Here is a 24,713-nt window from a genome sequence, read left to right as displayed (position 1 = left end):
AAAATCGGGCGAGGGGAGATGGGTCGGGTAAGCTAAAGGGTAATAATGAAAAACAATCATGGAGGCCTTTATGGCGGGCAAATCTTTAACCCCTCATTTATTAAACACTATCAATAATGTCCGCCTTAGTGGGCAAACGGGGCTGTGGCAGATAACCATTGCAGACGGCAAAATCACCGCGATTGCGCCACAACCGGAGCAGACCGTCGCCGGTGAGGGGATATTGGATGCACAAGGTGGGCTGGCTTTGCCGCCATTTATTGAGCCGCATATTCATCTGGATACCACTCAAACTGCCGGGCAGCCCAGTTGGAATCAATCCGGCACCTTGTTTGAGGGCATTGAGCGCTGGGCTGAGCGCAAAGCGCTACTGACTCGCGAGGATGTTAAACAGCGCGCCTGGCAAACCTTAAAATGGCAAATAGCCAATGGAATTCAGCATGTTCGCACCCATGTTGATGTTTCTGACCCCAGTTTGACCGCTTTGAGCGCGATGTTGGAAGTCAAAGAAGAAGTCAGTCCGTGGGTGGATATGCAGATTGTGGCCTTCCCACAAGAGGGAATTCTCTCTTATCCCGAGGGGGCCGCACTGCTGGAAGAGGCGCTGCGGCTAGGCGCTGATGTGGTTGGCGCGATTCCTCATTTTGAATTTACTCGTGAATATGGCGTCGAATCGCTGCATATTGCCTTTGCATTGGCGCAGAAATATCAGCGGCTGGTGGATGTTCATTGTGATGAAATTGATGATGAACAGTCGCGCTTTGTCGAAACGGTGGCGGCATTGGCGCACCGGGAGAACATGGGCGCACGGGTGACCGCCAGCCATACCACGGCGATGCACTCTTATAATGGCGCTTATACCTCGCGGTTATTCCGTCTGCTGAAAATGTCCGGCATTAATTTTGTTGCTAACCCGCTGGTAAATATTCACTTGCAAGGGCGCTTTGACACTTATCCCAAGCGGCGCGGTATTACTCGGGTGAAAGAGATGCTGGCGGCAGAGATTAATGTTTGTTTCGGTCATGACGATGTGTTCGACCCGTGGTATCCACTGGGCACCGCCAATATGTTGCAGGTGCTGCATATGGGATTACATATCTGTCAGTTGATGGGCTATGGCCAAATCAATGATGGGCTGAATTTGATCACCACCCACAGCGCCAGAACGTTGAATTTGTCGGATTATGGTTTGCAGCCGGGGAATAGCGCTAACGTGATTATTCTGCCCGCCGACAATGGTTTTGATGCTGTACGGCGACAGGTACCGGTGCATTATTCTATTCGCCATGGCGTGGTGATCGCCAAGACGCAACCGACAGAAAGTCGGATATATTTAGGGCAGGAAGAAATAGTTAGCTTTAAATAAAAAAACAGTGATTGCCCTGCAACCGAGATGGCGGCAGGGCAATAAAACAGCTAAATCAGTTGGTTGTATGGCCGTGGCTGCGGTGCTTAGTGAAGAAGCCCAGAATCAGACACATCACAAACACGGTCAGATACAAACCATTGGCGGTTGCCAGCGCGGCATGAACACCACTGTTAGCCACAATCGGGCCAGTGACCACGAAAGTCAGCATGGTGCCGACGGTGCCGCAGGTCAGAATGAAGTTCACCAGTTTTGGCGAAGACACTTTGGTTTGCAGTGAACCCAATGTAATCAAGGTGGTGTAAATAGCACTGGAAACAAAACCTAACGCCAGAATGTAGTAGCTCAGGTGCTCTGGGTTATTGGTGCTGACAAACATGTACATCGCCAATGTCGCCAGCGCAGCCAGTATGGTCACGATGCGCTGTAGGTCAAAGAAGCGCAGGATAAAGCTGAATGCCCACATCCCAATCATGTAGGAAATCCAGAAGTTACTGACCAATTGGCCCGCCTGATTGATATCCATGTTGAAGTTTTTGGTGGCATATTCCGGCACCCACTGGATGAAACCGAGTTGGCCGAGGATATAACACAGTGCAGCAATCGCCAGGAATAATACGCCAAGGCCCCATTTTTCTTTCTCCACCGGCTTGCTCTGGTCAGTGGCTTTGTGGCCAAGAACCGGGAATTCAGAGCACAATGTCAGCACGAAAATACCGACATACAGTAGGCCGATGCAAGCATAAACCCAGTACCATTCAATATGGCGCGCCAGCAGCATTGCTGCGGCGACCGGGAAAATCATCCCAGCCATGCTGAAGAATGAGTCGGTGAACAGCAGGCGAGAACCGCGCTGACGCCCTTCATACATATGGGTGACCAGGAATGTCCCGATCGACATAGTTATCCCGCTGACAACCCCTAGAATGAACATGCTGATGGAGAAGACCATCAGATTATGGCCAACCATTAATCCGGCAATAGCAATTAACATCAGAATAAAACCAAACACTAACTGACGTTTTAATGGAATGATTTCCATCAACCAAGCATTCAGGAAGATAGAGATCAAAATACCGGCGTTAAGGAAAGTGAATGTGTTACTCATACTGGCAATAGGCAGATTGAAATACTCTGCGATATTTCCCATCACCATCCCGGTGACAATAACTAACGCACCGGTCAGCGCGTATGAAAGGTAACTGATCCAAGTGAGTCGAAGGCGATTGCTGTTATTCATAGATGGGGCCTGTGTCAGCATAATATTTAAACAATAATAGTAAGAACATTTATAGAAAGCGTTCAAACCAGTTTCACTACTGAGGCCGCGGATCCTAGCATAGGCATAGTGATTTTTTGTGATTTACATTCAACTTTTAATGTAATTTATGAAATGTCATTGATAATAATTGTGATGTGTCACAGTTCGGGAGTGAGCCAGAGGATAAATATTCTGAATATGACCGGGATGTGAGCGCGCTTTGAGCGCGACTAAGACGGATGTGGTAGTAAGTATCGTGGTAGTAAGCGTCGTGATAGCAAGGAAGGTGGTCGGGTACTGTATGAGTTGGCAGAAAAGCTACTTCTTGGGCGGCATAACTGACTCGCGCATGATAATCGCCGGTGGGAAACTGGCGTTGGGAATCAACGGGTTAATTAGCAATTGAGTTGCATGTCGCGCCATTTCTACAATGGGGAAATGCAAGCTGGTCAAGGCCGGGCGGACAAATGGGGCGCGTTCGCCGCTGTCATAGCAAAGCAATGAAATATCCTGCGGTACTTGTAAATGGTGCTTATTGATAGCCAACAAAGCGCCGATGGCCATTTCTTCGTTGCAACAATAAATGGCGGTGGGGAGATTGGGGCGGCTGAGGATTTCATCGGCGCGCTGATGACCACTTTCCAAGTCATAAACCCCTTCTACACAGGCCACCGGCTCTAAACCGGCTAATTGCATAGCATCAAGAAAACCCTGACGGCGTAATTCACTGGAATGGCGCTGTGCGGAGCCACTGATACAAGCAATATGGCGATGGCCGGCATCAATCAATGCCTGTGCTGCCATTTGGCTGGCGCGACGATGATCAAAAGTAACACAACGGGCTTCCAGACCGGGAACCAGCCTATCCAATAACACAAATGAGCGCCCAGCCGCTGCCAACTGATGCAGCTTCTCATCACTGAGAAAACGGACATGCAAGATTAAACCATCGCAGCGTAAGTTATACAGGCGCTGGATAGCTTGCCATTCTTTATCTGCATTATCCCGCCCTTGAGTGACTAATAGCTGTTTACCCTGAGATTCAGCTTCAGTTTGGACACAATCCATCAATGCACCAAAAAAGCCGCCGCGATAAGAGGTGGTCACTAGCCCCAAGGTATGACTTTGGCTGGAGGCCAGTGCCCGTGCGGCAGGGTTAGGGGTATAGCCCAATACCGCGACCGCCTGTTCGACTTTTTCGCGCGTCTGCGCTTTGACATTGGTATCACCGTTGACCACGCGGGATACTGTAGCGCGGGAAACCCCGGCTAATACCGCGACGTCTTCCAGTGTGACCATCATCTTGCTCCAGTCCCTTTCATATTTGAAGTTGCAGGGGGAACTGCAACTCCAATTACTGTGGGTAATAAAATGAGTTAATGTTACAAATCTGCGAACTGCGGCAAGTAAGGTTTATTGACCTGTAAAACCTCTTCCAGCAGTGGCTGAGCAATGCTGGCGTTGCCAATCAGCGGATTGGTCACTAATGCCAGCAGAGCACTGCGGCGATCACCGTGAACTGCCGCTTCAATCGTCAGGCGCTCATAGGCTTTGACTTGCTGAGTTAGCCCGTGCATTGACACCGGCAAAGGCCCGAAAGTGAGCGGATGAGCACCTTGTGCATCAACAATACAGTTGGTTTCTACCACGGAACCATCAGACAAGCCACGAATCGCACCACGGTTTGTGGTATTCACTACAAGTTGCGTTCCTAAATTATTATGAATTGCACGAATAAGTTCCAGTGCTACTTCAGAATAAAATGATCCGCCCCGGAAACTCAATTGCTCCGGTTTGCTGTCCAGATGGGGGTCAGCGTACAGATCAAATAACTCTTTTTCTACCTGCATCACCTGCTCTGCGCGGGTACCACGTTCAGCGGCAGCGGCCTGCTCTTCTGCCAGCATATCTTGAGTCTGGTAGAAATAGCGATGATATGGGCAAGGAATTGCGCCCATTGCCCGCAGAAATTCCGGCGGCCATGGTGCTTCCTTGATGTTGTTCATGGTCAGTGAAGCGCCGTCACACAGCATGTTCAGCACATCTGCGGTGACATTTTTACCCTGCTGCAATACTTCATGCACCCACACCATATGATTAAGCCCGGCGAAGCGCAGTTGGATATCTTCATAAGGCGCATCCAGTAGTTTTGCAATCATGTGGTGCATGCTGATTGGAACATTACACAGGCCAATAATTTTCGCTTTGCTATAGCGGGTTACCGCTTCGGTGACGATACCGGCGGGGTTAGTAAAATTAATTATCCAAGCATCTGGTGCCAGTTTCTCAACTTTAGCCGCAATATCCAGCATTACCGGAATAGTGCGTAGCGCTTTGGCAAAACCGCCGACGCCAGTCGTCTCCTGCCCGAGCAAGTTATATTTCAGACCCAAGCGCTCATCTGCTGCCCGTGCTGGGAGTTGGCCAACCCGGAATTGTGTCAGAACAAAACTGGCACCTTCGATTGCGGTATCCAGGGAGAAGTGAACACTAACTTTCACGCGCTCCAGCCCGTGGCGATCCAGCATTCTGCGGGTCAGTGCAGCAATAATTTCCACTTTTTGACGGCCTAACTCGACGTCAGCCAGCGCCAGTTCCGTGACCGGTAACTGGTCAATCCGCTGAATTAATCCATCAACTAATTCTGGGGTATAGCTACTGCCGCCACCAATAATGGTAATTTTAAAGGTTTTCATATTTGGCCTCCAAATGAATAAATTAGAAATGAGAGCGCTCTCATTTGAGAGGAAAGACTAACGATTAACCAAAAACAAAATGGGATGCTGCTCGCAAAAATGGCAGTTTGAGAGTAAGAAAATAAGCAAGACGTGATCCCGGTTACAGAATTTCACTGTCGGCTAGGATTTGGTAGAGGGGTTAATATGATTAATTAATCGCCATTACGCTATTTCACTGCTGATGCGGTGAGTTTTCAGCGAAAATGCGCATTCTGTAACATAAATAACCGTAAATGGGTGGCATTGCGTGGGTCAGGTCTTTAGAATCAAAGCGTTTTTCCGTTGTTCGCATCCCACAGAAAGGAACCGTTAATGTTTAAACGTACTTTAGTGACCTTCATCGCACTTTGCTCTCTAAGCGCCGTGGCACCCGCTGCTTTGGCTGCCGGTGAACCTCATGTGTTGTTAACGACGTCGGTTGGGAATATTGAGTTGGAACTCAATAGCCAGAAGGCACCGGTTTCAACGCAGAATTTCGTTGATTATGTCAACAACGGCTATTACAACAACACCATATTCCACCGCGTTATCCCCGGTTTTATGATTCAGGGCGGAGGTTTTACAGCCGATTTCAAACAAAAAACGGCTAAAACCCCCATCAAAAATGAAGCGGATAACGGCTTGCGTAACCTGCGTGGCACTATCTCCATGGCCCGCACCGCAGATAAAGACAGCGCCACCAGCCAGTTCTTCCTCAACGTGGCAGACAATGCTTTCCTCGATCACGGCCAGCGCGATTTTGGCTATGCCGTGTTCGGTAAAGTGGTTAAGGGGATGGATGTGGTAGAGAAAATCTCCCAGGTTCAGACTGAAAACGTTGGCCCGTATCAGAATGTGCCAGTGAAACCTATCACCATTCTGTCGGCGAAAGTTTTACCTTAATTGCTGCAACCAGCTTTCATCCCCGAAAGCTGGTTTATCTCCTAAAAATCCCATCCCATCAGAAATTAATCAACAGGTTGCATATAATCAATTATCTGTCTTAGCTTGGGGGAAAGGTTCATGAGTGAAGCATTGCTTATCGCGAAGGCGCAGCCAGCACAGGATTTAGTGATTTTATCGGCATTGGCAAACCGTCATGGGCTGATTACCGGCGCGACCGGTACCGGTAAAACGGTCACATTACAAAAAATGGCTGAGCAGTTTTCCCGTATTGGCGTACCGGTATTTCTGGCCGATGTGAAAGGCGATTTATCCGGTATTGGCGCGGAAGGTATTGAATCAGAAAAACTGCAAGCAAGACTGACGGCAATTGGCGTCACTGACTGGCAACCCCAAGCTTGCCCGATTGTACCTTGGGATATTTTCGCTGAAAAAGGCCATCCCATCCGGGCCACCATTTCTGATCTTGGCCCGCTGCTACTGGGGCGTCTGCTTGATCTCAATGAAGTGCAAAGTGGCGTACTGCAATTAGTGTTTAAAATTGCCGACGACAATAATTTGCTGCTGTTAGACATGAAAGATTTGCGCGCCATCGTGCAATTCGTTGGCGACAATGCCAAGCAGTTCCGCACCCAATACGGCAATATTACGCCCGCCTCGGTAGGCGCTATCCAGCGCGGTTTACTGACCTTAGAACAGCAGGGTGCTAATCAATTTTTTGGTGAGCCGATGCTGGATATTCACGATTTGATGCGAACTGACAGTAATGGGCAAGGTGTTATCAATCTATTGGCCGCTGATCGGCTGATTAATCAACCTAAACTCTATGCCATTTTCCTGCTGTGGTTGTTAGCCGAACTGTTCGAGCAACTGCCGGAAGTCGGTGATGTCGATAAACCAAAATTGGTTTTTTTCTTTGATGAAGCCCATTTATTATTCACTGATGCCCCGGCGGCGCTGGTGGATAAAGTTGAACAAGTGGTGCGGTTGATTCGCTCAAAAGGGGTCGGCATCTATTTTGTGACACAAAATCCATTGGATGTTCCCGATAAAATCCTCGGCCAATTGGGTAACCGTGTGCAGCATGCTTTGCGTGCTTTTACTCCACGGGATCAAAAGGCGGTGAAATCCGCTGCGCAAACCATGCGCGCGAACCCGGCATTCAGTGCTGAACAGGCGATTACTGAGCTGGGTGTCGGCGAGGCACTTATTTCTTTCCTTGATGAGAAAGGGCGGCCCAATATTGTTGAGCGTGCCATGGTGATTGCCCCACAATCCAAAATGGGCGCGCTGGATGCCACTGCACGTAATCACGCCATTAATCATTCGCCGCTATATGGCCGCTATGAAGAGATGGTGGATCGCGAGTCAGCTTATGAGAAATTGTCTGCCGGTGGCTCCTCAACCTTGGGGGATGCGGCTTCGGGTAGGGAGGCGGCACCTCAGCAACCAGATGCTCACGGCGGCGGTTTGATGGATGGGCTGAATGATTTGCTGTTTGGCTCTACCGGGCCGCGTGGCGGCAAGCGCGATGGTATTGTCCAGACTGCCGCCAAAAGTATGGCGCGCGATCTGGGCCGACAAATTTTGCGTGGTGTTTTGGGGTCAATTACTGGTGGGCGCAAGCGTTAAAAACACTGCAATGACCTAGTCTCTAAAACGAGATAACCCGCCATTAAGGCGGGTTATCCCGAATATCTGTCGGCTACAAAGGCATAGTTTCCTACCCTATGTGCCTATCAAGTTGTACCTTGGTTCATTGGTACGAGAGGGACTATATAGCGCGTAAATTACAGAGTCAATAGGTGCTGTCAAGTTGTTACCTTAGTCAGGGTATTGTTGCGAGTCAGTTCTGAGGAACCAATAATAAATCTTTAAATGTAGCGCTGTGGAGATTAACGTTAACAAAATATATTACTGGATATTATGTATGTCAGTTGAACGTATTATTGAGTCAATATCAGGAAAACGTATTGCGACATATGAGCGTTGTTTTGAAACAACTGATATATCGGAATGTCTCGGTATGTATATCTGGAATAAGCGAGTATGCGCCGAACTGTTGCCTGTACTACAAATACTGGAAGTCTCTCTTCGCAATGGCCTCTGTTCGGGCTATGAATCCTTATTCAGAGAACGCCTAAAGCAACAGGGTAAGAATGCGGCTGAAATTGATGCTGCATTCGACCCTATGTGGCTTAAGAATTTCTATGATTCAGCCACCGATAATCAATATAAAGATACCAAGGTTGCAATAGTATCGGCAGCAAATAAGTTGGAAAAGAGGGGAATAGAGCTCACTGCGGATAATTTAATACCAGAATTAACCTTTGGGGTATGGAGCCATTTGTGTCAGTCCCATGATATAAATGCCGATCAATCTTTACGACTGTGGCCGGACTTACTTTACCATGCATTCCCCGGTAGAAAAATGAAGCACCCGCAACTGATTAATATTCTAAGAAATGTTAACCGATTACGGAATAGAATTGCTCATCATGAGCCAGTCTGGTACTCAAAAAGTCTTTATGGCACACCCGCATACTTGAATAAAGTCATCAATTTTTATAATGAGTGTTTGATATTGATTGAAGCAATCAACCCTTCAAATCTCAAAGCCATTACTTTGGTGAATAGTCATGCGTCATTGACTGCACTTTGTTCTATCCAATGTGTTGCAGAGTATAAAAATCTCGCGGCGGGAGTCCATGAAATTCCTCAACTCAATATTAAAAACTGGCATACTCATGCACAATTTAGTGAATGTATACGTGGCGCAATATCATCAATTCAGGGCGATTTAGTATCAATAAAAGCTGTTGATGGTAATTATGCTGGGCAATTTTTTATAGATAAAAGAGATAAGGCCATCTTGGTGGGACTTGCTCAGTTAAAAGTAGGGGAACTGGTGACCTTTATCCCTACAAGATTTGATGACTCTTTTATTGCCACCAAAGTGCATTACAATCTACCAACTTAGTCAGTTAGGTTAAATATGCTGTTATTGATCGATAATTACGATTCGTTTACCTACAACCTTTACCAGTATTTTTGTGAGCTGGGCGCGGAAGTGGTTGTTAAACGTAATGATGAAGTACAACTAGCTGATATTGAAAGATTATCACCATCCCATTTGGTGATTTCGCCCGGCCCCTGCACCCCCAATGAGGCCGGGATTTCTGTGGCCGCGATCCGTCATTTTGCCGGTAAATTGCCCATATTGGGCGTCTGTCTGGGCCATCAGGCGCTTGGGCAGGCTTTTGGCGCACGTATCGTGCGGGCGCGGCAAGTGATGCACGGTAAAACCACAGCAATTCGCCATAATGGTCAGGGTGTCTTTCGTGGGCTTAATCAACCGCTTACTGTGACCCGCTACCACTCTTTAGTGATTGCTACTGACTCTCTACCTGATTGTTTTGAGCTGACCGCATGGACTGAACGAAACGGCGTGATGGATGAGATTATGGGCATCCGCCATCGCACTTTGCCACTGGAGGGCGTGCAGTTCCATCCGGAAAGTATCCTCAGCGAACAAGGCCATCAATTATTGGATAATTTCCTTAAAAATTAATTGCTTGAATTGCACTTTCTCTATTGGTTAATTTTTTGTTTGCTTGATTTTGATTTTTTATGCATATTTTGTGATTATATTTTCACTCGTCAGTAATTGGCGGCTCAAAGTTTTCTCAGATTGGACAGTGCAATGGCAGATAAATTAGCAGTGACTCGCAGTACATTCGACCAGGTTATTTTGCCTGTTTATGCACCCGCGCAGTTTATTCCGGTCAAAGGGAAAGGTAGCCGCGTGTGGGATCAACAAGGCACGGAATACATTGATTTTGCAGGTGGAATTGCGGTTACAGCACTCGGTCATTGCCATCCGGCGCTGGTGGCGGCATTACATCAGCAAGGTGAAATGTTATGGCATACCAGTAATGTATTCACCAATGAACCCGCCCTACGTTTGGCACAAAAACTGATTGCGGCGACCTTTGCTGACCGCGTGTTTTTTGCCAATTCCGGTGGCGAGGCGAATGAGGCGGCATTTAAGTTAGCCCGTCATTACGCTATTGAACGCCACAGCCCGTATAAAACTAAAATCATTGCTTTCCATAATGCATTCCATGGTCGCACGCTGTTTACTGTATCGGTCGGTGGGCAACCCAAGTACTCCGATGGTTTTGGCCCGAAACCGGCCGATATTATCCATGTGCCGTTTAATGACCTGGCTGCGGTAAAAGCGGTCATGGACGACCACACTTGTGCGGTGGTGCTGGAACCTATTCAAGGGGAAGGGGGCATTACCTCCGCGACACCAGAGTTTCTGCAAGGTGTGCGCGCGCTGTGTGATCAACACAAAGCGCTGCTGGTGTTTGATGAAGTGCAAAGCGGTATGGGGCGCAGTGGTAAGCTGTTTACTTATATGCACTACGGCGTGACGCCAGATATCCTCACCACGGCTAAAGCGTTAGGCGGCGGGTTCCCGGTCAGCGCGATGCTGACGACTGAAGAAATTGCCTCGGTGATGGCGGTAGGAACCCACGGCACTACCTATGGGGGGAACCCACTGGCCTGTGCGGTCGCAGAGGCCGCGCTGGATGTGATTAATACTCCAGAGGTACTTGATGGCATTGAACAGCGCCACGGCCTGTTTGTGCAGGCTTTGCAAGAGATTAACAGTAAGTATCAGGTGTTTGATGACATCCGCGGCATGGGGCTACTGATAGGGGCACAATTAACGCCGCAATATCATGGTCGCTCGCGGGAGTTCCTGACGGCAGCAGCAGCGAATGGTTTAATGATTCTTAATGCCGGGCCAGATGTATTACGGTTAGCGCCTTCGTTGGTGATTGAACCCGAAGATATCCAGCAAGGTATGGCGCGTTTAGAAAGGGCGGTTACCAGCCTGGTCAAAGGTTAAATCGTATTTTTGTCAACGGATTGTGGAGAGGTTTTTTGCCTCTCTTTTTTACGATGCCGTCCCCCGCAGTTTCCGGCTACGCCAAATACCATGGTGCGGCTGTTGCTGCCATGCCAGCGATGAAACGGTATGCATCACACTCAAATGAGACAAAATACGCCGTAAATTACGTTCAAGTTCAGAGATTTGCGTATCAGTATCTCTATCTGGCATTTGAACAAAATCGTTATTCCCCTCACGGGTATCTGACTCTAGCCGTTGCTGACATTGTTGAATCGCCATTTCACAGAGCTGTAAATACTCTTCCGCCAACCTAACCGTCAGCTGAATGTGGTGTTTATCTGATTCTGCCGGTGACTCTGCCAATGGATAAGCCCGCGTCAGTATAGTCATCTCATTGATATTCCCGACAATAAGTTCGCTATGGGTGGCCCACAGACGCATGTCCGCCAGATATTCTGAGTTGAACCCCGGCTCCTGCATAGCTTCTTTCAGTGAACTGAGGACGGCGTTGCTGGCTTTGTTCACGTGGATGCGCTCAAACGACAGTTGCTCAATATTCGGATTAGGTTTCAATAGGATGCGCAGGATTCTCTGATAACTTTCCAGCGTTTGATGCGCATTTTTACGCAGTAAACCGCTTTGCCACTGCGGCCATAGCCACAATGTACTGGCAAAGGCCAATGCACAGCCGATTAACGTATCTAACAATCGCGGGATTAAAAAGTCCGCACCTTCGCCGGTCAATAACTGCAAGATATAGACCGTAGTGATGGTTCTGAGAATGACCGACCAGCCATAGTTTTTGCGTTGAACCAGATAGGCCCCCAGGGTGATAAGCAACATAATGTTTAGCGTGGTGCCTTCCGGCATTTGAAAATGCAGCAAAGCTGCCGCGAGTAACAGCCCAATCAGGGTGCCAAGGGCGCGGTGATGAATTCGAATTTTAGTGGCGTTATAGCCGTTTTGTGTGACCAGCATCACGGTGAGCAAAATCCAATAAGGTTTAGGCAGATGAATCAAGGTACCGATGTAACTGCCGGCTGCCAAAGTGACGCCAAGGCGAGCGGCATTCCGCAAGGCACTGGATTTAAAAGATAAATAGCTGGTGAGTGCTGGCCAGAACGGCTGAGATAGCTGGCTGGACATCAAAGTGCGTTCATACTGCGGGCGTTGGTCGCTCAGGATTTGGGTAACATGGCTGATATGGTAATAGAAGAATTGTGCCGCTGGGTTATCCGGATGCTGCTGGGCAATCTCTTCCAGTTCGACCAGCGCATCATCTGCACTGAAATGATTTTTCGCTCGGTGGTGATAGAGAATATCATCGGCGATGGTGCGCATTTGCGTCGAGATAACCTGCATATTGCGCTTAAGGACTTTCTCTATCGGGCTTTGGTCAATTAACTCTTGCGTTTTTTCTGACTGACTCACTGCCGCGGTGATGTGTTCCTGTAAATCGAGCGCCATCTGAAACAAGTTCAATAGCCGTTTCCGCTCTTTTTTAGTGGCATTGTCTATCAAGTTAAATTGCTGATAAATCTGATTAATCTTGTCCATTATACCTTGTTGCCGGTCAAGCAACGGCGGTATTGCCTTTTCTAGCGCCACATGTTGACCCAACAAACTGTATTTAGCATCACAATAATCGGCCAACAAATGATAAAGCTGACTCAATGGCTCACGGATCGGCTGGTCTTTACATAACCGGAACCATAGCCAGGTAAATAGGCCATACCAGAGAGTCCCCACGGCACACATCAATGGCGCTTGCCAGATAGGCGTACGGCCTACCATGCTGAGGCTAAAAATAGCGGCGATAAGTGCGGCGGGGAGCAGGCGGCCATTGAGCTGGCTGATAGCGCCACTGACACCCAATATTAATGCCAAGCCAAGCATCACCGCAGGTAATGGAATATCCCACAGCAGTAGTTGTTGAGTCAGAAAACTACTGAAAGTAAAGATAGCCCCGCCGACAATCAGTCGCTGGAAGAAATGTTGATGGGGGGTATCTAGCGCTGCAATATTACAGCAGGCGGGTATCAGGGAGAACATCAACCCCAACCGCAATTCGCCTATCGCGAACCCCAATGCCGCCGGCAAGCAGAGAACAAGTGTCTGGCGGAGTGCATAATTGACTTCAGGATGATAAATAAGCCGTTGCCAATTCATATAGGCCCCAGAGATTTATTAATTACATAACATATACCCAGAAGGCGGCAATTGAGCGAGTCCCCAAGAGCCTATTTACTTTAAGGTCAACGACCAGTAAGTGACTGGGGTGACAAATCTGCCGGGAGCAGATTTGAACGCTGCTTGCAGCGGCCTCGCAGAGGCGAGGCCCATGGACGGGCCGAGTAGTGAAAGCAGCCAACACACATGCAGCTTGAAGTATAACGGGTATAGAAGAAAACTGGTGCCGAGGGTATCGGCACCAGTTTATAGGGAATTAACGAGTGCCGTAAACGACAATCGTTTTACCATGCGCGGAGATCAGATTTTGATCTTCTAGCATTTTTAGTATCCGCCCCACAGTTTCGCGGGAACAGCCAACTATTTGACCAATTTCCTGGCGGGTAATCTTTATCTGCATCCCATCTGGGTGGGTCATGGCATCCGGTTGTTTTGCCAGATTAAGCAGCGTTTGTGCAATGCGCCCAGTGACATCCAGGAAGGCGAGGTTACCCACTTTCTCAGATGTTATCTGTAAGCGATTCGCCATTTGTGACGACAGGCGCATCAAGATATCTGGATTAACCTGAATCAGCTGACGGAATTTTTTGTAAGAAATTTCAGCCACTTCACAGGCGGTTTTTGCCCTAACCCAAGCACTACGTTCTTGGCCTTCTTCAAATAATCCAAGCTCGCCGATGAAATCTCCCTGGTTTAAATAGGAGAGAATCATCTCTTTACCTTCTTCATCTTTGATAAGCACCGCAACGGAGCCTTTCACGATGTAGTAAAGCGTTTCGGCTTTTTCACCTTGGTGAATTAGCGTACTTTTCGATGGATATTTGTGGATATGGCAATGAGACAGGAACCATTCGAGAGTCGGGTCTGTTTGTGGCTTGCCGAGAACCATTCGCTGTTATCCTCTGTTGTTATCGCAGCCTAACTTAACAGGGCTCAGAGTTCCCTGTACGGCGTGCTTATAAAATACACTTTCATTTAGCATATTAATTTGCTCAACTGCCGAAAGGTATAGCCAAGATGCGTACCGAGTAGAAACCCTTCACTGAGTATTGAGAAGCTACCCTATTTAATTCTAAATACAACACTTTCGGTTCTGTTTGTAGCACAGGATGAGGTCGGTGTCTTGTGTTGTATCGCTTCAGCATGATGAACATCGGGTTACATTGCCAGTTTGTAAATGAAAGGGTAGTCTGAATGAGAAAATTTAACCGGGAGCATGAGTTATGCAAGCACGTGTAAAGTGGGTTGAGGGGCTGACATTTTTAGGTGAATCCGCATCTGGTCATCAAGTTTTAATGGATGGAAATGCAGGAGATAAAGCCCCTAGCCCGATGGAAATGTTGTTAATGTCGGCGGGGGGCTGTAGCGCAATTGATGTCGTTTCCATTTTGCAAAAGGGGCGCAACGATGTGCGCGATTGCGAAGTGACATTAACCTCGCAGCGCCGGGAAGAAGCACCGCGCCTGTTTACCCAAATTAACCTGCATTTTATTGTCAGCGGCAAAGGGTTGACTGATAAAATCGTTGAGCGTGCAGTTGAGCTTTCAGCAGAGAAATATTGCTCGGTTTCTTTGATGTTGGGGAAAGCGGCGACTATTACCCACAGTTTTGAGATCCGCGAAATCGCCTAAATAAATCCTTCGCCCTTGCAGCTGCAGAGTTGCTAACCGCCTACCTGCAGCTCCAAGACAGAAGAATTATCCGATCTTCTTGCCTTCCAGCAATTGCTGCACCAGCGGGGCCATAATCAGCTCCATTGCCAGCCCCATCTTCCCGCCGGGGACAACCAACGTGTTGATATTGGAGATAAAAGACCCTTGCAGCATTGCCAATAAGTAGGGGAAATCGATTTGGTCCAAACCTCGGAAATGAATGACAACAAAACTTTCATCCAGTGAGGGAATGGCTTTAGCAGCAAATGGGTTTGAGGTATCGACGGTCGGCACGCGCTGAAAGTTAATGTGGGTGCGCGAGAACTGCGGCGTAATGTAGCTAATGTAATCGTCCATGGAGCGCACCACGGAATCCATCACCGCCTCACGGGAATGGCCGCGCTCACCGGTATCCCGGACTAATTTTTGAATCCACTCCAGGTTGACTATGGGCACCACGCCGACCAGTAAATCTACATGTTTTGCCACATCATGATGCTCGGTCACGACTCCGCCGTGCAGCCCTTCATAAAATAATACATCGGTGGGTTCTGGCAGCGCCTCCCAAGGGGTGAAAGTGCCCGGAATTTGGTTATAAGGTACAGCTTCATCATAAGTGTGCAAATACTTACGTGAACGCCCCGAGCCATTTTTGCCGTACTCTTCCACACTGTCTTCTAACTGACCAAAGTCATTGGCTTCTGGGCCAAAATAGCTGATATGACGCCCTTGATCCCGTGCCTTACGGATGACGGTATCCATTTCTGGGCGGGTATAGCGGTGGAAGCTATCGCCCTCAATTTGCGCCGCGCGAATATTCAATTGCTGAAAAATTTTGCGAAACGCCAGGCTGGTTGTCGTCGTCCCTGCGCCACTTGAGCCGGTGACGGCTATAACCGGATGTTTAGTTGACATATTAGCTGTAACTCCATGGGGTTAGATCCTCAGTGGACAGGCTGAAATTGGCTGTTTTTTAGCGCTAATGGCTGATTTTTTTAGGGCTAAGGGCTATTTTTAGGGCAAATTGTCCGGCTTGTCACTCTGATTTTACTCGGCGAGTGTCGTGATCCGGCGAGGATTATGGCAACTCTTCGGCACCGGCTCGAAATGCACCGCGCGGCATAATATTGATGGTCTCGTGTAACTCGGACCAGACCAAAACAGCCTCACCACTGACCAACTGACGGCGGACGTCTTCGACTTTTTGGGTCAATGAGCGCTCATGCTCGCCGTAATCTGTGCCTTCACGTAGCACAAAGGCTTCCAGCAGATTATCCAGTGTTTCACTGTCGACTTGTTGCCAAGGGATCATCATGATGATTGCTCCAAATAGGGGGAAAGCCAGGCTGGAATACGTTGTTCCAGCCACATTTGTGGGTGTTTTAAGGAGCCGCCGACAAAACCGACATGGCCGCCGTGCTCTGTGAGCTGATAAGCAATATTGTCCGGTAACTCGTTGAGATTCGGGATAACCTCGGCGGTCATGAATGGATCATCTTTGGCATGAATGATAAGCAGCGGCGTCTTAATTTGTGACAGCTTAGGTAAAGCGCTACAACGCCGATAATAATCCAACGCATCATTGAAGCCATGTATTCTAGCCGTTATGACATCATCAAACTCTCTGATTCGCCGCAGTCCTTTCAATTGAGTCAGATCCAACGGCAGACTGCCGGGGTAATGCAGTAGCTTACGGGTGGCATTTAATTTGAGTTGGTTCAACAAATAGCGCTGATAAACCCGAGAGAAACCTTGCTCCATGCGGTCAGCACAAGGTTCTAGCATCAGCGGTGCAGAAACCACCACGGCTGCCTCTAATAAACTCTCTTGCTCTTGTTGAGCTAATTGCCCTTGTTCAGCTAAATAGAGGGCCAACATATTGCCCCCTAAAGAGATGCCAACCGCGGCGGTGGGTACCTGACCATAACTTTCCCGCAACCAGCGCAGAAAGAAGCGGGCATCCTCTGTTTCACCGGAGTGATAAATGCGTGACTTGCGATTTGGCTCACCACTGCATCCACGAAAATGCATCACCACACCCAGCCACCCTCGGTCTTGCCAGGCGCGCAGTAACCCATGGGCATAAGGGCTATAAAAATTTCCTTCCAACCCATGGAATAGCACCACTCTGGGCTTATCGCGCGCCAGCTCAGGGTTTTCACTCCAGGCCAGATCGACAAAATCCCCATCGGGCAGTTCCAGCCGTTGCCAAAAAGGTTGCAGTTGTACGCGCCGCCTGACCAAACGGGGCAGCAGCGTTTGTAGATGTGGGTTACTGGCACCGGCCAGCGGACGAAATATTTCATGCATATGGTGAATGGAAATCATGTCATTGCTCTTGTGTGATCAATAGCACACTGTTAGCTTCATGGGTATATCGCGCATCATTTTGGGTGAGAGGCACCCGTCTCATGGAACTGAGTTTATTTCTTTCAATGGTAGGTTTTCTCTGGGTTGCTGCAATTACCCCTGGCCCAAACAATATGTTATTAACCTCAGCCGGGGCCAACTTCGGTTTTATGCGCTCTATCTGGTTGATGTTAGGCATTATGTTGGGCATGCAGAGTATGCTGTTGCTGGTGGCATTTGGTGTCGGCGGCCTGATATTAGTTTATCCTTCCCTGCATTTAATCCTGAAAATTCTCGGCAGTCTTTATCTGCTGTGGTTGGCATGGAAAATTGCCACTTCGGCCTATGAAAAATTAGAAACCAATGTCGTCCCGCCAAAACCGCTGCGATTGTATCAGGGTTGGCTATTGCAGTTCCTTAACCCAAAAGCCTGGCTGATGGGATTAGGGTCAGTCGCCAGTTTCAGTATGGCGGGTGCGGCTTATAATCATTCCATCTTAATGATAAGCCTTGGCATGTTTATGGTGAATCTGGTGGCCGGTATTATTTGGCTGGGTTTTGGTACTTTGATTGGCCGTTTGCTGCGCAGCCGCCGGGCCTGGTTTACTTTTAATATCTCGATGGGGTTGCTGACAGCGGCCTGTGTACTACTTATTTGGCACTGACTTATTTGGCACTAACAATACTCGTCATACTGCAAGCTGCATGCGCGTTGGCTGTTTTTATGACTCGGTTCGCGGCCGATTTGTCACCCCAGTCACTTACTGGTTGTTGACCTTAAAGTCAGTAGACTCCGGGGGATTTACTCAATTGCCGCCGGCCTGCAACTCGAATTATTTAGAGTACGATCATGGGAGCTATTGATGGCTTACAACTATTTCCATGTTGATGCGTTTATCGGCAGCGGGTTATCCGGTAACCCGGCCGGGGTGTATTTGCTGAAAAAGCCACTGTTGGCAGAAAAAATGCAGCGTATCGCCGCTGAAATCAATTTACCGGAAACCAGTTTTGTCTGGGATGAAGGGGATAAATCGGCAATTCGGTGGTTTACGCCCGAACGTGAAGTGGATTTATGCGGTCACGGCACCTTGGCGGCGGCGCATGTGATGTTCAATGTGATTAATCCCGGTTTGCACGATATCTGTTTTCGTAGCGCCAGCGGTGATTTACATGTCAAACGCGATGCCGATAACTTCAGTCGGTTGTCGCTGAACTTCCCCACATTGCCGCCAGAGAAAATCGCGATTTCGGTGCAGTTGAAAACCTTGCTAGCTGTTGATATTCAACAAGTATGGCAAGCAAAATCTCTGCTGGTAGTGCTGGAGAATGAGCAACAGGTTCAGCAATTACAGCCGGATATTGCTGCGCTCATTGCTTTCGCTGGCCGTGGTGTCATTGTGACGGCACCGGGTGATGAGGTCGATTTTGTTTCGCGCTACTTTACCCTGAGCAGCAATGAAGACCCGGTGACTGGATCGGCCCATTGCACATTAATGCCCTATTGGGCGGCTCGGTTGGGCAGGTCGTCCCTCCATGCTCGCCAGATATCGGCGCGAGGTGGCGAGTTATTCTGCACGTTAGCCGGAGATCGTACGGTTATCTCCGGTGAATCTCGCATTTTCCTCAAAGGCGAATTATCCCTTTAGTTAACTATTTGTTGTAGATAATGATCCGCTCGTGAGTTAATTTGTTATCACATAAAGGAATAAAGAATAATTTTTTATTCCTTTGTCTCCATTCCGCCTTCAGGTATCACTGTCATCTCAGCGCCCCTGTGCGCTAAAGGTCGCAATAATAGCGAATGACATTGTTAACCGAGCGGAGTGAACCATGGCGGTAATCCTATCTTCTACAAGCTTATCTTCTGCACGTTTATCTTCTGCAAACATTGCCGCCGCCATTCGCGGCTTCTTACGGCCCGGTAGCGCGCTGTTGGCTCTGTCATTGGTGGCGGTCAGTGCGCATGCTGTCGATGTGACGGTGGCCTACCAAACTTCTGCCGAACCGGCCAAGGTCGCTCAGGCGGATAACAGTTTTGCCAAGCTTTCCGGTGCTAAGGTCGATTGGCGCAAATTTGATAGCGGCTCCAGTGTGGTCAGGGCGCTGGCCTCGGGTGATGTGCAGATCGGGAATATCGGTTCCAGCCCATTGGCGGTTGCGGCCAGTCAGAATGTCCCGATTGAGGTTTTCTTGCTCGCCTCACAGTTGGGTAGCTCGGAAGCATTAGTCGTCAAAAAAGAGATCAAAACCCCGCAAGATTTAATCGGTAAGCGTATCGCCGTGCCCTTTATCTCCACCACTCATTACAGTCTACTGGCGGCTCTGAAGCATTGGGGCATCAAGCCGGATCAAGTCACGATTCTGAACTTACAGCCACCGGCTATCGCCGCAGCGTGGCAACGCGGTGATATTGATGGCGCGTATGTTTGGGCGCCCGCCGTAAACGAATTAGCCAAAACTGGCACGGTGCTGACGGATTCCGCGCAAGTGGGTCAATGGGGCGCGCCAACTCTGGATGTTTGGGTGGTGCGCAAAGATTTCGCCCAAGCACATCCCGAAGTGGTGACCGCCTTTGCTCGCAGTGCATTAGCTGCCCAAGGAGCTTATTTGGCCCAACCGAATCAATGGCTTAAAAACTCAGAAAATTTGAAACAGCTTGCGCGCTTAAGTGGCGTACCCGCCGAGCAAGTGCCGGAGTTGGTGAAGGGCAATACCTATCTGCCGGTGGCTGAACAGATAACACAGCTGGGCCAGCCAGTGGATCAAGCTATCCGCGATACTGCCGCGTTCCTCAAAGAGCAAGGTAAGATCCCGCAAGTGGCCAGTGATTATCATGATTTCGTCACTGACCGCTTTGTGAAAGCGGTTCAGGCGGCACCGCAGTCCTAGGAGTTATTATGCTAAACGTCAGCGGCCTGTGGGCTGAATATCAGGGCAAACCGGCTTTACAGGATGTGTCATTACAAATCGCATCCGGACAGTTAGTCGTGGTATTGGGGCCATCGGGCTGCGGCAAAACCACCTTGTTGAATTTGATTGCCGGGTTTATGGAGCCTTCAGCTGGCAGCATCACTCTGGATGATATTCCGGTTCACGGCCCCAGTGCCGAGCGGGGAGTGGTGTTCCAGCATGAGGGTTTACTGCCGTGGCGCGATGTGGTCAGTAATGTCGAGTTTGGCTTGCAACTGGCGGGGCTAAGTCAATCCCAGCGGCGGGCAACCGCGCTGAAAATGCTTCATCGGGTCGGGTTAGCCGGTTTTGAACATCACTTTATTTGGCAGCTTTCCGGTGGCATGCGCCAGCGAGTCGGGATTGCCCGTGCATTGGCGGTTGACCCGCGTTTATTGCTGCTCGATGAGCCGTTTGGCGCACTGGATGCTTTCACTCGCGAACAGATGCAAGAGTTGTTGCTGACGATTTGGCGTGATACTGGCAAGCAAATTCTATTGATTACGCACGATATTGAAGAGGCGGTATTTTTGGCCAGTGAGTTATTGCTACTGTCGCCAGGGCCGGGGCAGGTGGTCGAGCGGTTATCACTGAACTTTGGTCAGCGCTATGCCGACGGTGAAGCTTGCCGCAGCATTAAATCTGATCCTGAATTTATCGCCCGCCGTGAATACGTGCTAGGTAAAGTCTTCCAACAGCGGGAGGCCCTGATATGAGTCTGCACAATACCATACGCGACAGCACCATACGCGACAGTACATTGCGCGAAGCCAATTTGCGCCCAGTATCTTTGCCCACTCAAAAACCCACCCGCCGTTTCCCTGGCAGTTTTTTACCGGGTAGTTTTTTACCGGGTAATAAAGGGGTGTGGCTCAGTATCGCGACGTTGGCGAGTGTGGTGGCGCTGTGGTGGGCAGTCACCGCGCTTGGGCTTATCAGCCCACTGTTTTTGCCCGCGCCGCAGCAGGTTTTGCATCAATTATTAGTGATTGCCAGCCCGCAGGGGTTTATGGATGCCACGCTATGGCAGCATTTGGCGGCCAGTTTGGGGCGCATTTTAATTGCCCTGTTCGCCGCCGTGGCGCTGGGGGTGCCGACGGGGATCGCCATGGGCCTCAGCACTCGGGTGCGCGCGGTGCTGGACCCGCTGATTGAGATTTATCGCCCAGTGCCGCCGTTAGCCTATTTGCCGCTGATGGTGATTTGGTTTGGTATTGGCGAGACTTCAAAAATCCTGCTGATTTATCTGGCTATCTTCGCGCCGATCACCTTGGCCGCCGTGGCCGGGGTGCGCAGTGTAGCGCAGGTGCGAGTAAGAGCCGCCCGCGCACTAGGAGCCAGCCGCTGGCAGGTTTTATGGTTTGTTATCTTGCCCAGCGCATTACCGGAAATCCTAACCGGTATCCGCATTGGTTTGGGGGTCGGTTGGTCAACATTAGTGGCCGCCGAGTTAATCGCCGCCACCCGGGGTTTGGGCTTTATGGTGCAATCCGCCGGTGAGTTTCTTGCGACTGACGTGGTGATTGCCGGCATCAGTGTGATTGCTATTATCGCCTTTGGGATGGAATTAAGTTTGCGGGCGATTCAGCGCCGGTTAACGCCTTGGTATGGAGCACAGCAATGAATGAACGTTTGGTCGTGACCCCGTTGGGGCCATATATTGGGGCGTTGGTTGAGAATATTAATATCGCCCGCCCATTGGGAGGCAGCCAGTTTGAGCAGCTTTATCATGCTTTGCTCAAGCATCAAGTGCTGTTTTTCCGCAATCAGCCGATTACCCCTCTACAGCAACGCGAGTTAGCCGGGCGCTTTGGCGATTTACATATTCACCCGGTTTACCCTCATGCTAAAGAGTGTGAAGAAATCATTGTGTTGGACACGCACGATGATAACCCACCGGATAATGACAACTGGCACACTGACGTGACGTTTATCGAAAATCCGCCATTGGGCGCGATTCTGGCGGCCAAGCAGTTGCCGACAACCGGCGGCGATACGTTATGGAGCAGTGGGATTGCGGCTTATGAAGCCCTTTCCGCGCCGTTTAAGCAGCTATTGGCGGGGTTACAGGCGGAGCATGATTTCACTCATTCTTTTCTGGAGCGCAAACACCGCGCTACGCCGGAAGATCATCAGCGCTGGTTGTTGGCAAAAGAGAAAAATCCGCCGTTGCTCCATCCGGTGGTGCGCACCCACCCGGTGAGTGGGCGTCAGGCATTATTCGTCAATGAAGGATTCACTACTCGAATTATTGATTTGAGTGATAAAGAGAGTGATGCGCTACTGCGTTTTCTGTTTGCCCACACCACAAAACCCGAGTTCCAGGTGCGCTGGCGCTGGCAGCAGGATGACGTGGCTATCTGGGATAACCGCGTCACCCAACACTATGCCAATGCGGATTATTTACCACAGCGGCGGATTATGCACCGAGCGACGATTCTCGGGGATAAGCCGGTGTTCCGGCCTCAGTAGGTTCCAACAGTGACGGCGCGTCAACCAACAGGGTGCGGGCGGCAGTTTCGACGGCATCGACGGTGATGTCTTCGACCTGCGGGCCGGCGTGCAGCAATATGTGGCGAGTTAGCGGATACCAACGCAGATATTTCTCTGGTCGGGATTCAAACAAAGCCACCACCGGGATTTGCAGTGCTGAACTGATATGTACCGGCGCACTGTCGGCGGAAATCACCACATCCAACTGGCTGGCTGCGGCCACAAACTCATCAACCGAGGGGGTTAACAAAGGGCGCGCTGCGATACTTGCCAACTGTTGCTCACTCGGTGGCTCTTGAGGGTCATAAAGAATGATGATATCAGCCTGATCACTGAGTTTCAGCGCCAACTGTTGCCACTTCTCCCAACTCCAACGCCGTTGCGGGGCTTTGTTAGAAACAAAAAAACCGACCCGTGGCCGCTTTTTTTTACCGAGTTCTGTCTGCCATTTCGCCTGCAATTCAGGATCAGGATAGATATGCAGTTTCACTGCTTCAGTATCAATTTGCTCTAATTCTGGCACCAGTGCGAAACCGGAGAGTGCTTCGTGGCGTATTGGCCGGTTAACAACATGGTCAGGATTGCGGTCATCAAACTCACTGACAGGAGTATGCCAGCGGCTATCGGCCACATTAAGTTGCTTGGCGAACTGAATACTATTTTTATTCATGCCGCCATTAGGAATTACCAGCAAATCAAAACGCAAACGCCGTAATTGCCAAATCAAGGCCAAGCGATCAAGAAGGCTTTTAAGTCTGCCAGGCTGCTGATTTCGTTCACATTGTTTGCTGTAAACGTAAGTATGTACTGCACTGACATCAGGGTTGCGTGCCAGTGCTGCCCGGTTGTATTTGTTCGCTAAGACATGAATCTCAGCTGCAGGCCACCGCTGTTTTAGTGCATGTAAAAAAGCAGTGGTGCAGATCATATCGCCAAGGAAATCAATTCGGATGACCAAAATGCGCTGCATTGATACTTTCCCCAGAAATAGTTTTATGCCTTATTAGACATTAAAATCCTCTGAGCAATAACAAAAATAAACATCAATTTAATATCTATTTATGTAATGAATGTTTTTGCCATGCATAACGCGTGATAGTCAGTGTGCAACGTAGTGCCCGCCAGAACTCATGTTTGTTACCAATGCCGCGGAACAGGGCTGAGTGTAACTTCAATTGACAGAACTTGGTGGCGAGTACGCTGCGTTCCGATGAGGTGGGCAATCTTTTGCGCATCAGCCCTAAAAAATGGCCGCTCTCTTGGTTAGCATGGCGGAGCAAAGCACGGCGTAAGTTTGGCTCTGCCGCGTCAGCGATATCAACTAATCCTTTGATAATATTGATATAGCTGTTCGCTCGAAGCAAGAGATCTTGAGTTGAATGGGAGTGAGTGATTGAACTGGGATTGGTGCGGTAGCCATAAAATGGTGCGGCACAGTAACCCACACGTTGTGCTACTAATGCCAGTTGGACTGTCCACAGAATATCTTCGTGTAACATTTCTGGGATGAATGCGAGCTGATGGGTTTGAATAAGATCACGGCGAATCAGTTGCAGCCAGACATAATGTGGCCACTCATTGCGCTCAACACTCCCAATAATCCATTGTTTACCACTCAGTACCTGACCCCAAGACTATTTATGCAACAGTTGGGGGCTGGTGGAGTGTTGGGGGGCGGTGACGAAGGAATAGCCATTGCCAATCAATAAATCGAGTTGTTGTTGATTAGCTTGCTGTAGCCAGGTTGATAAAGTCTCGGGAGCCAGCCAGTCATCTCCATCGGCAAATGCAATCCAGGTTCCGGTCGCCCGGGCTATTCCAGCATTACGCGCCGCAGATAGCCCCTTATTCTGTTGATTGACAATTAAATACCGGCACTATGACGGTAATATCCTTTTTATTCATAACC

At 49.3% G+C, this 24,713-nt stretch carries 22 protein-coding genes and 1 pseudogene; 13 read left to right on the top strand and 10 right to left on the bottom strand.

What is annotated here, in order from left to right; all coding sequences use genetic code 11:
* The first annotated feature begins 58 nt into the window (after positions 1–58).
* Entirely contained in the window at positions 59–1,366 is a 1,308-nt protein-coding gene (locus tag DXZ79_RS19245; protein WP_072089153.1) for a cytosine deaminase, read from the top strand.
* A gap of 55 nt (positions 1,367–1,421) precedes the next feature.
* On the opposite strand, the gene tsgA is transcribed toward DXZ79_RS19245, so the two are convergent.
* From tsgA to DXZ79_RS19230, 3 genes are all read right to left on the bottom strand, one after another.
* On the bottom strand, positions 1,422–2,606 hold the full coding sequence (tsgA, locus tag DXZ79_RS19240; RefSeq protein WP_038637190.1) for an MFS transporter TsgA: 1,185 nt from the start codon (positions 2,604–2,606) through the stop codon (positions 1,422–1,424).
* A gap of 339 nt (positions 2,607–2,945) precedes the next feature.
* Positions 2,946–3,926, bottom strand: coding sequence for a LacI family DNA-binding transcriptional regulator (locus tag DXZ79_RS19235; RefSeq protein ID WP_038637187.1), 981 nt, complete (start codon positions 3,924–3,926; stop codon positions 2,946–2,948).
* A gap of 83 nt (positions 3,927–4,009) precedes the next feature.
* Positions 4,010–5,323 (bottom strand): 6-phospho-beta-glucosidase, encoded by a 1,314-nt coding sequence (locus DXZ79_RS19230; protein WP_038637184.1) that lies wholly within the window; start codon positions 5,321–5,323, stop codon positions 4,010–4,012.
* Between the two features lie 354 nt (positions 5,324–5,677).
* Between DXZ79_RS19230 and ppiA the strand changes: the two genes are divergently transcribed.
* From ppiA to argD, 5 genes are all read left to right on the top strand, one after another.
* Entirely contained in the window at positions 5,678–6,247 is a 570-nt protein-coding gene (gene ppiA / locus DXZ79_RS19225; RefSeq protein ID WP_025376626.1) for a peptidylprolyl isomerase A, read from the top strand.
* Positions 6,248–6,367: 120 nt separating this feature from the next.
* Positions 6,368–7,879, top strand: a complete 1,512-nt coding sequence (locus DXZ79_RS19220) for a helicase HerA-like domain-containing protein (RefSeq protein ID WP_038637180.1) — start codon at positions 6,368–6,370, stop codon at positions 7,877–7,879.
* A gap of 298 nt (positions 7,880–8,177) precedes the next feature.
* Positions 8,178–9,227, top strand: coding sequence for an Abi family protein (locus tag DXZ79_RS19215; protein ID WP_050291824.1), 1,050 nt, complete (start codon positions 8,178–8,180; stop codon positions 9,225–9,227).
* A gap of 15 nt (positions 9,228–9,242) precedes the next feature.
* Positions 9,243–9,818: an aminodeoxychorismate synthase component II gene (locus DXZ79_RS19210; RefSeq protein WP_038637174.1), complete on the top strand. Its 576-nt coding sequence runs from the start codon at positions 9,243–9,245 to the stop codon at positions 9,816–9,818.
* 132 nt (positions 9,819–9,950) lie between these two features.
* Positions 9,951–11,168 carry a bifunctional acetylornithine/succinyldiaminopimelate transaminase gene (argD, locus tag DXZ79_RS19205; RefSeq protein ID WP_038637171.1) on the top strand — a complete coding sequence of 406 codons (1,218 nt, stop codon included), beginning with the start codon at positions 9,951–9,953 and terminating at the stop codon, positions 11,166–11,168.
* Between the two features lie 48 nt (positions 11,169–11,216).
* On the opposite strand, the gene DXZ79_RS19200 is transcribed toward argD, so the two are convergent.
* Together DXZ79_RS19200 and crp are read right to left on the bottom strand one after the other, a co-directional pair.
* Entirely contained in the window at positions 11,217–13,340 is a 2,124-nt protein-coding gene (locus DXZ79_RS19200) for a YccS/YhfK family putative transporter (protein WP_120011544.1), read from the bottom strand.
* Positions 13,341–13,617: 277 nt separating this feature from the next.
* Positions 13,618–14,250, bottom strand: coding sequence for a cAMP-activated global transcriptional regulator CRP (gene crp / locus DXZ79_RS19190; protein ID WP_002212297.1), 633 nt, complete (start codon positions 14,248–14,250; stop codon positions 13,618–13,620).
* Between the two features lie 334 nt (positions 14,251–14,584).
* On the opposite strand from crp, the gene DXZ79_RS19185 reads away from it, so the two are divergent.
* Positions 14,585–14,992 (top strand): OsmC family protein, encoded by a 408-nt coding sequence (locus DXZ79_RS19185; RefSeq protein ID WP_004875129.1) that lies wholly within the window; start codon positions 14,585–14,587, stop codon positions 14,990–14,992.
* A gap of 66 nt (positions 14,993–15,058) precedes the next feature.
* On the opposite strand, the gene DXZ79_RS19180 is transcribed toward DXZ79_RS19185, so the two are convergent.
* The 3 genes from DXZ79_RS19180 to DXZ79_RS19170 all read right to left on the bottom strand — a co-directional run bounded on the left by DXZ79_RS19180 (position 15,059) and on the right by DXZ79_RS19170 (position 17,323).
* Positions 15,059–15,928 carry a phosphoribulokinase gene (locus DXZ79_RS19180; protein ID WP_038637163.1) on the bottom strand — a complete coding sequence of 290 codons (870 nt, stop codon included), beginning with the start codon at positions 15,926–15,928 and terminating at the stop codon, positions 15,059–15,061.
* A gap of 163 nt (positions 15,929–16,091) precedes the next feature.
* Positions 16,092–16,328 (bottom strand): YheU family protein, encoded by a 237-nt coding sequence (locus tag DXZ79_RS19175; RefSeq protein WP_038637160.1) that lies wholly within the window; start codon positions 16,326–16,328, stop codon positions 16,092–16,094.
* Complete coding sequence (locus DXZ79_RS19170) at positions 16,325–17,323, bottom strand: hydrolase (protein ID WP_038639911.1); 999 nt, start codon at positions 17,321–17,323, stop codon at positions 16,325–16,327. The genes DXZ79_RS19175 and DXZ79_RS19170 overlap by 4 nt, the downstream gene beginning before the upstream one ends.
* Before the next feature lie 101 nt (positions 17,324–17,424).
* On the opposite strand from DXZ79_RS19170, the gene DXZ79_RS19165 reads away from it, so the two are divergent.
* The 6 genes from DXZ79_RS19165 to tauD all read left to right on the top strand — a co-directional run bounded on the left by DXZ79_RS19165 (position 17,425) and on the right by tauD (position 22,783).
* The gene (locus DXZ79_RS19165) at positions 17,425–18,027 is read left to right on the top strand and encodes a LysE family translocator (protein WP_050291820.1); all 603 of its coding nucleotides are present in this window, start codon (positions 17,425–17,427) and stop codon (positions 18,025–18,027) included.
* A gap of 198 nt (positions 18,028–18,225) precedes the next feature.
* Positions 18,226–19,008 carry a PhzF family phenazine biosynthesis protein gene (locus DXZ79_RS19160; RefSeq protein ID WP_038637153.1) on the top strand — a complete coding sequence of 261 codons (783 nt, stop codon included), beginning with the start codon at positions 18,226–18,228 and terminating at the stop codon, positions 19,006–19,008.
* 184 nt (positions 19,009–19,192) lie between these two features.
* Positions 19,193–20,251, top strand: coding sequence for a taurine ABC transporter substrate-binding protein (tauA, locus tag DXZ79_RS19155; RefSeq protein WP_050291819.1), 1,059 nt, complete (start codon positions 19,193–19,195; stop codon positions 20,249–20,251).
* Positions 20,252–20,259: 8 nt separating this feature from the next.
* A complete protein-coding gene (gene tauB / locus DXZ79_RS19150) occupies positions 20,260–21,027 on the top strand; it encodes a taurine ABC transporter ATP-binding subunit (protein WP_038637147.1) in 768 nt (255 codons plus the stop codon).
* Positions 21,024–21,935: a taurine ABC transporter permease TauC gene (gene tauC / locus DXZ79_RS19145; RefSeq protein ID WP_162928761.1), complete on the top strand. Its 912-nt coding sequence runs from the start codon at positions 21,024–21,026 to the stop codon at positions 21,933–21,935. The genes tauB and tauC overlap by 4 nt, the downstream gene beginning before the upstream one ends.
* A complete protein-coding gene (tauD, locus tag DXZ79_RS19140) occupies positions 21,932–22,783 on the top strand; it encodes a taurine dioxygenase (RefSeq protein ID WP_120011542.1) in 852 nt (283 codons plus the stop codon). The genes tauC and tauD overlap by 4 nt, the downstream gene beginning before the upstream one ends.
* Here the strand turns inward: tauD and DXZ79_RS19135 are convergent.
* Together DXZ79_RS19135 and DXZ79_RS21230 are read right to left on the bottom strand one after the other, a co-directional pair.
* Positions 22,731–23,774 carry a glycosyltransferase family 9 protein gene (locus DXZ79_RS19135; protein WP_120011541.1) on the bottom strand — a complete coding sequence of 348 codons (1,044 nt, stop codon included), beginning with the start codon at positions 23,772–23,774 and terminating at the stop codon, positions 22,731–22,733. The genes tauD and DXZ79_RS19135 overlap by 53 nt on opposite strands.
* 85 nt (positions 23,775–23,859) lie before the next feature.
* Positions 23,860–24,678 (bottom strand): annotated as a pseudogene (locus DXZ79_RS21230) (glycosyltransferase); the annotation flags it as partial.
* Positions 24,679–24,713 lie beyond the last annotated feature (35 nt).

The sequence above is a fragment of the Yersinia rochesterensis genome (assembly GCF_003600645.1).
GTDB lineage: Bacteria > Pseudomonadota > Gammaproteobacteria > Enterobacterales > Enterobacteriaceae > Yersinia > Yersinia rochesterensis.
Note: the sequence above shows the minus strand (reverse complement) of the source record. Positions and strands in the feature narration are given on the sequence as shown.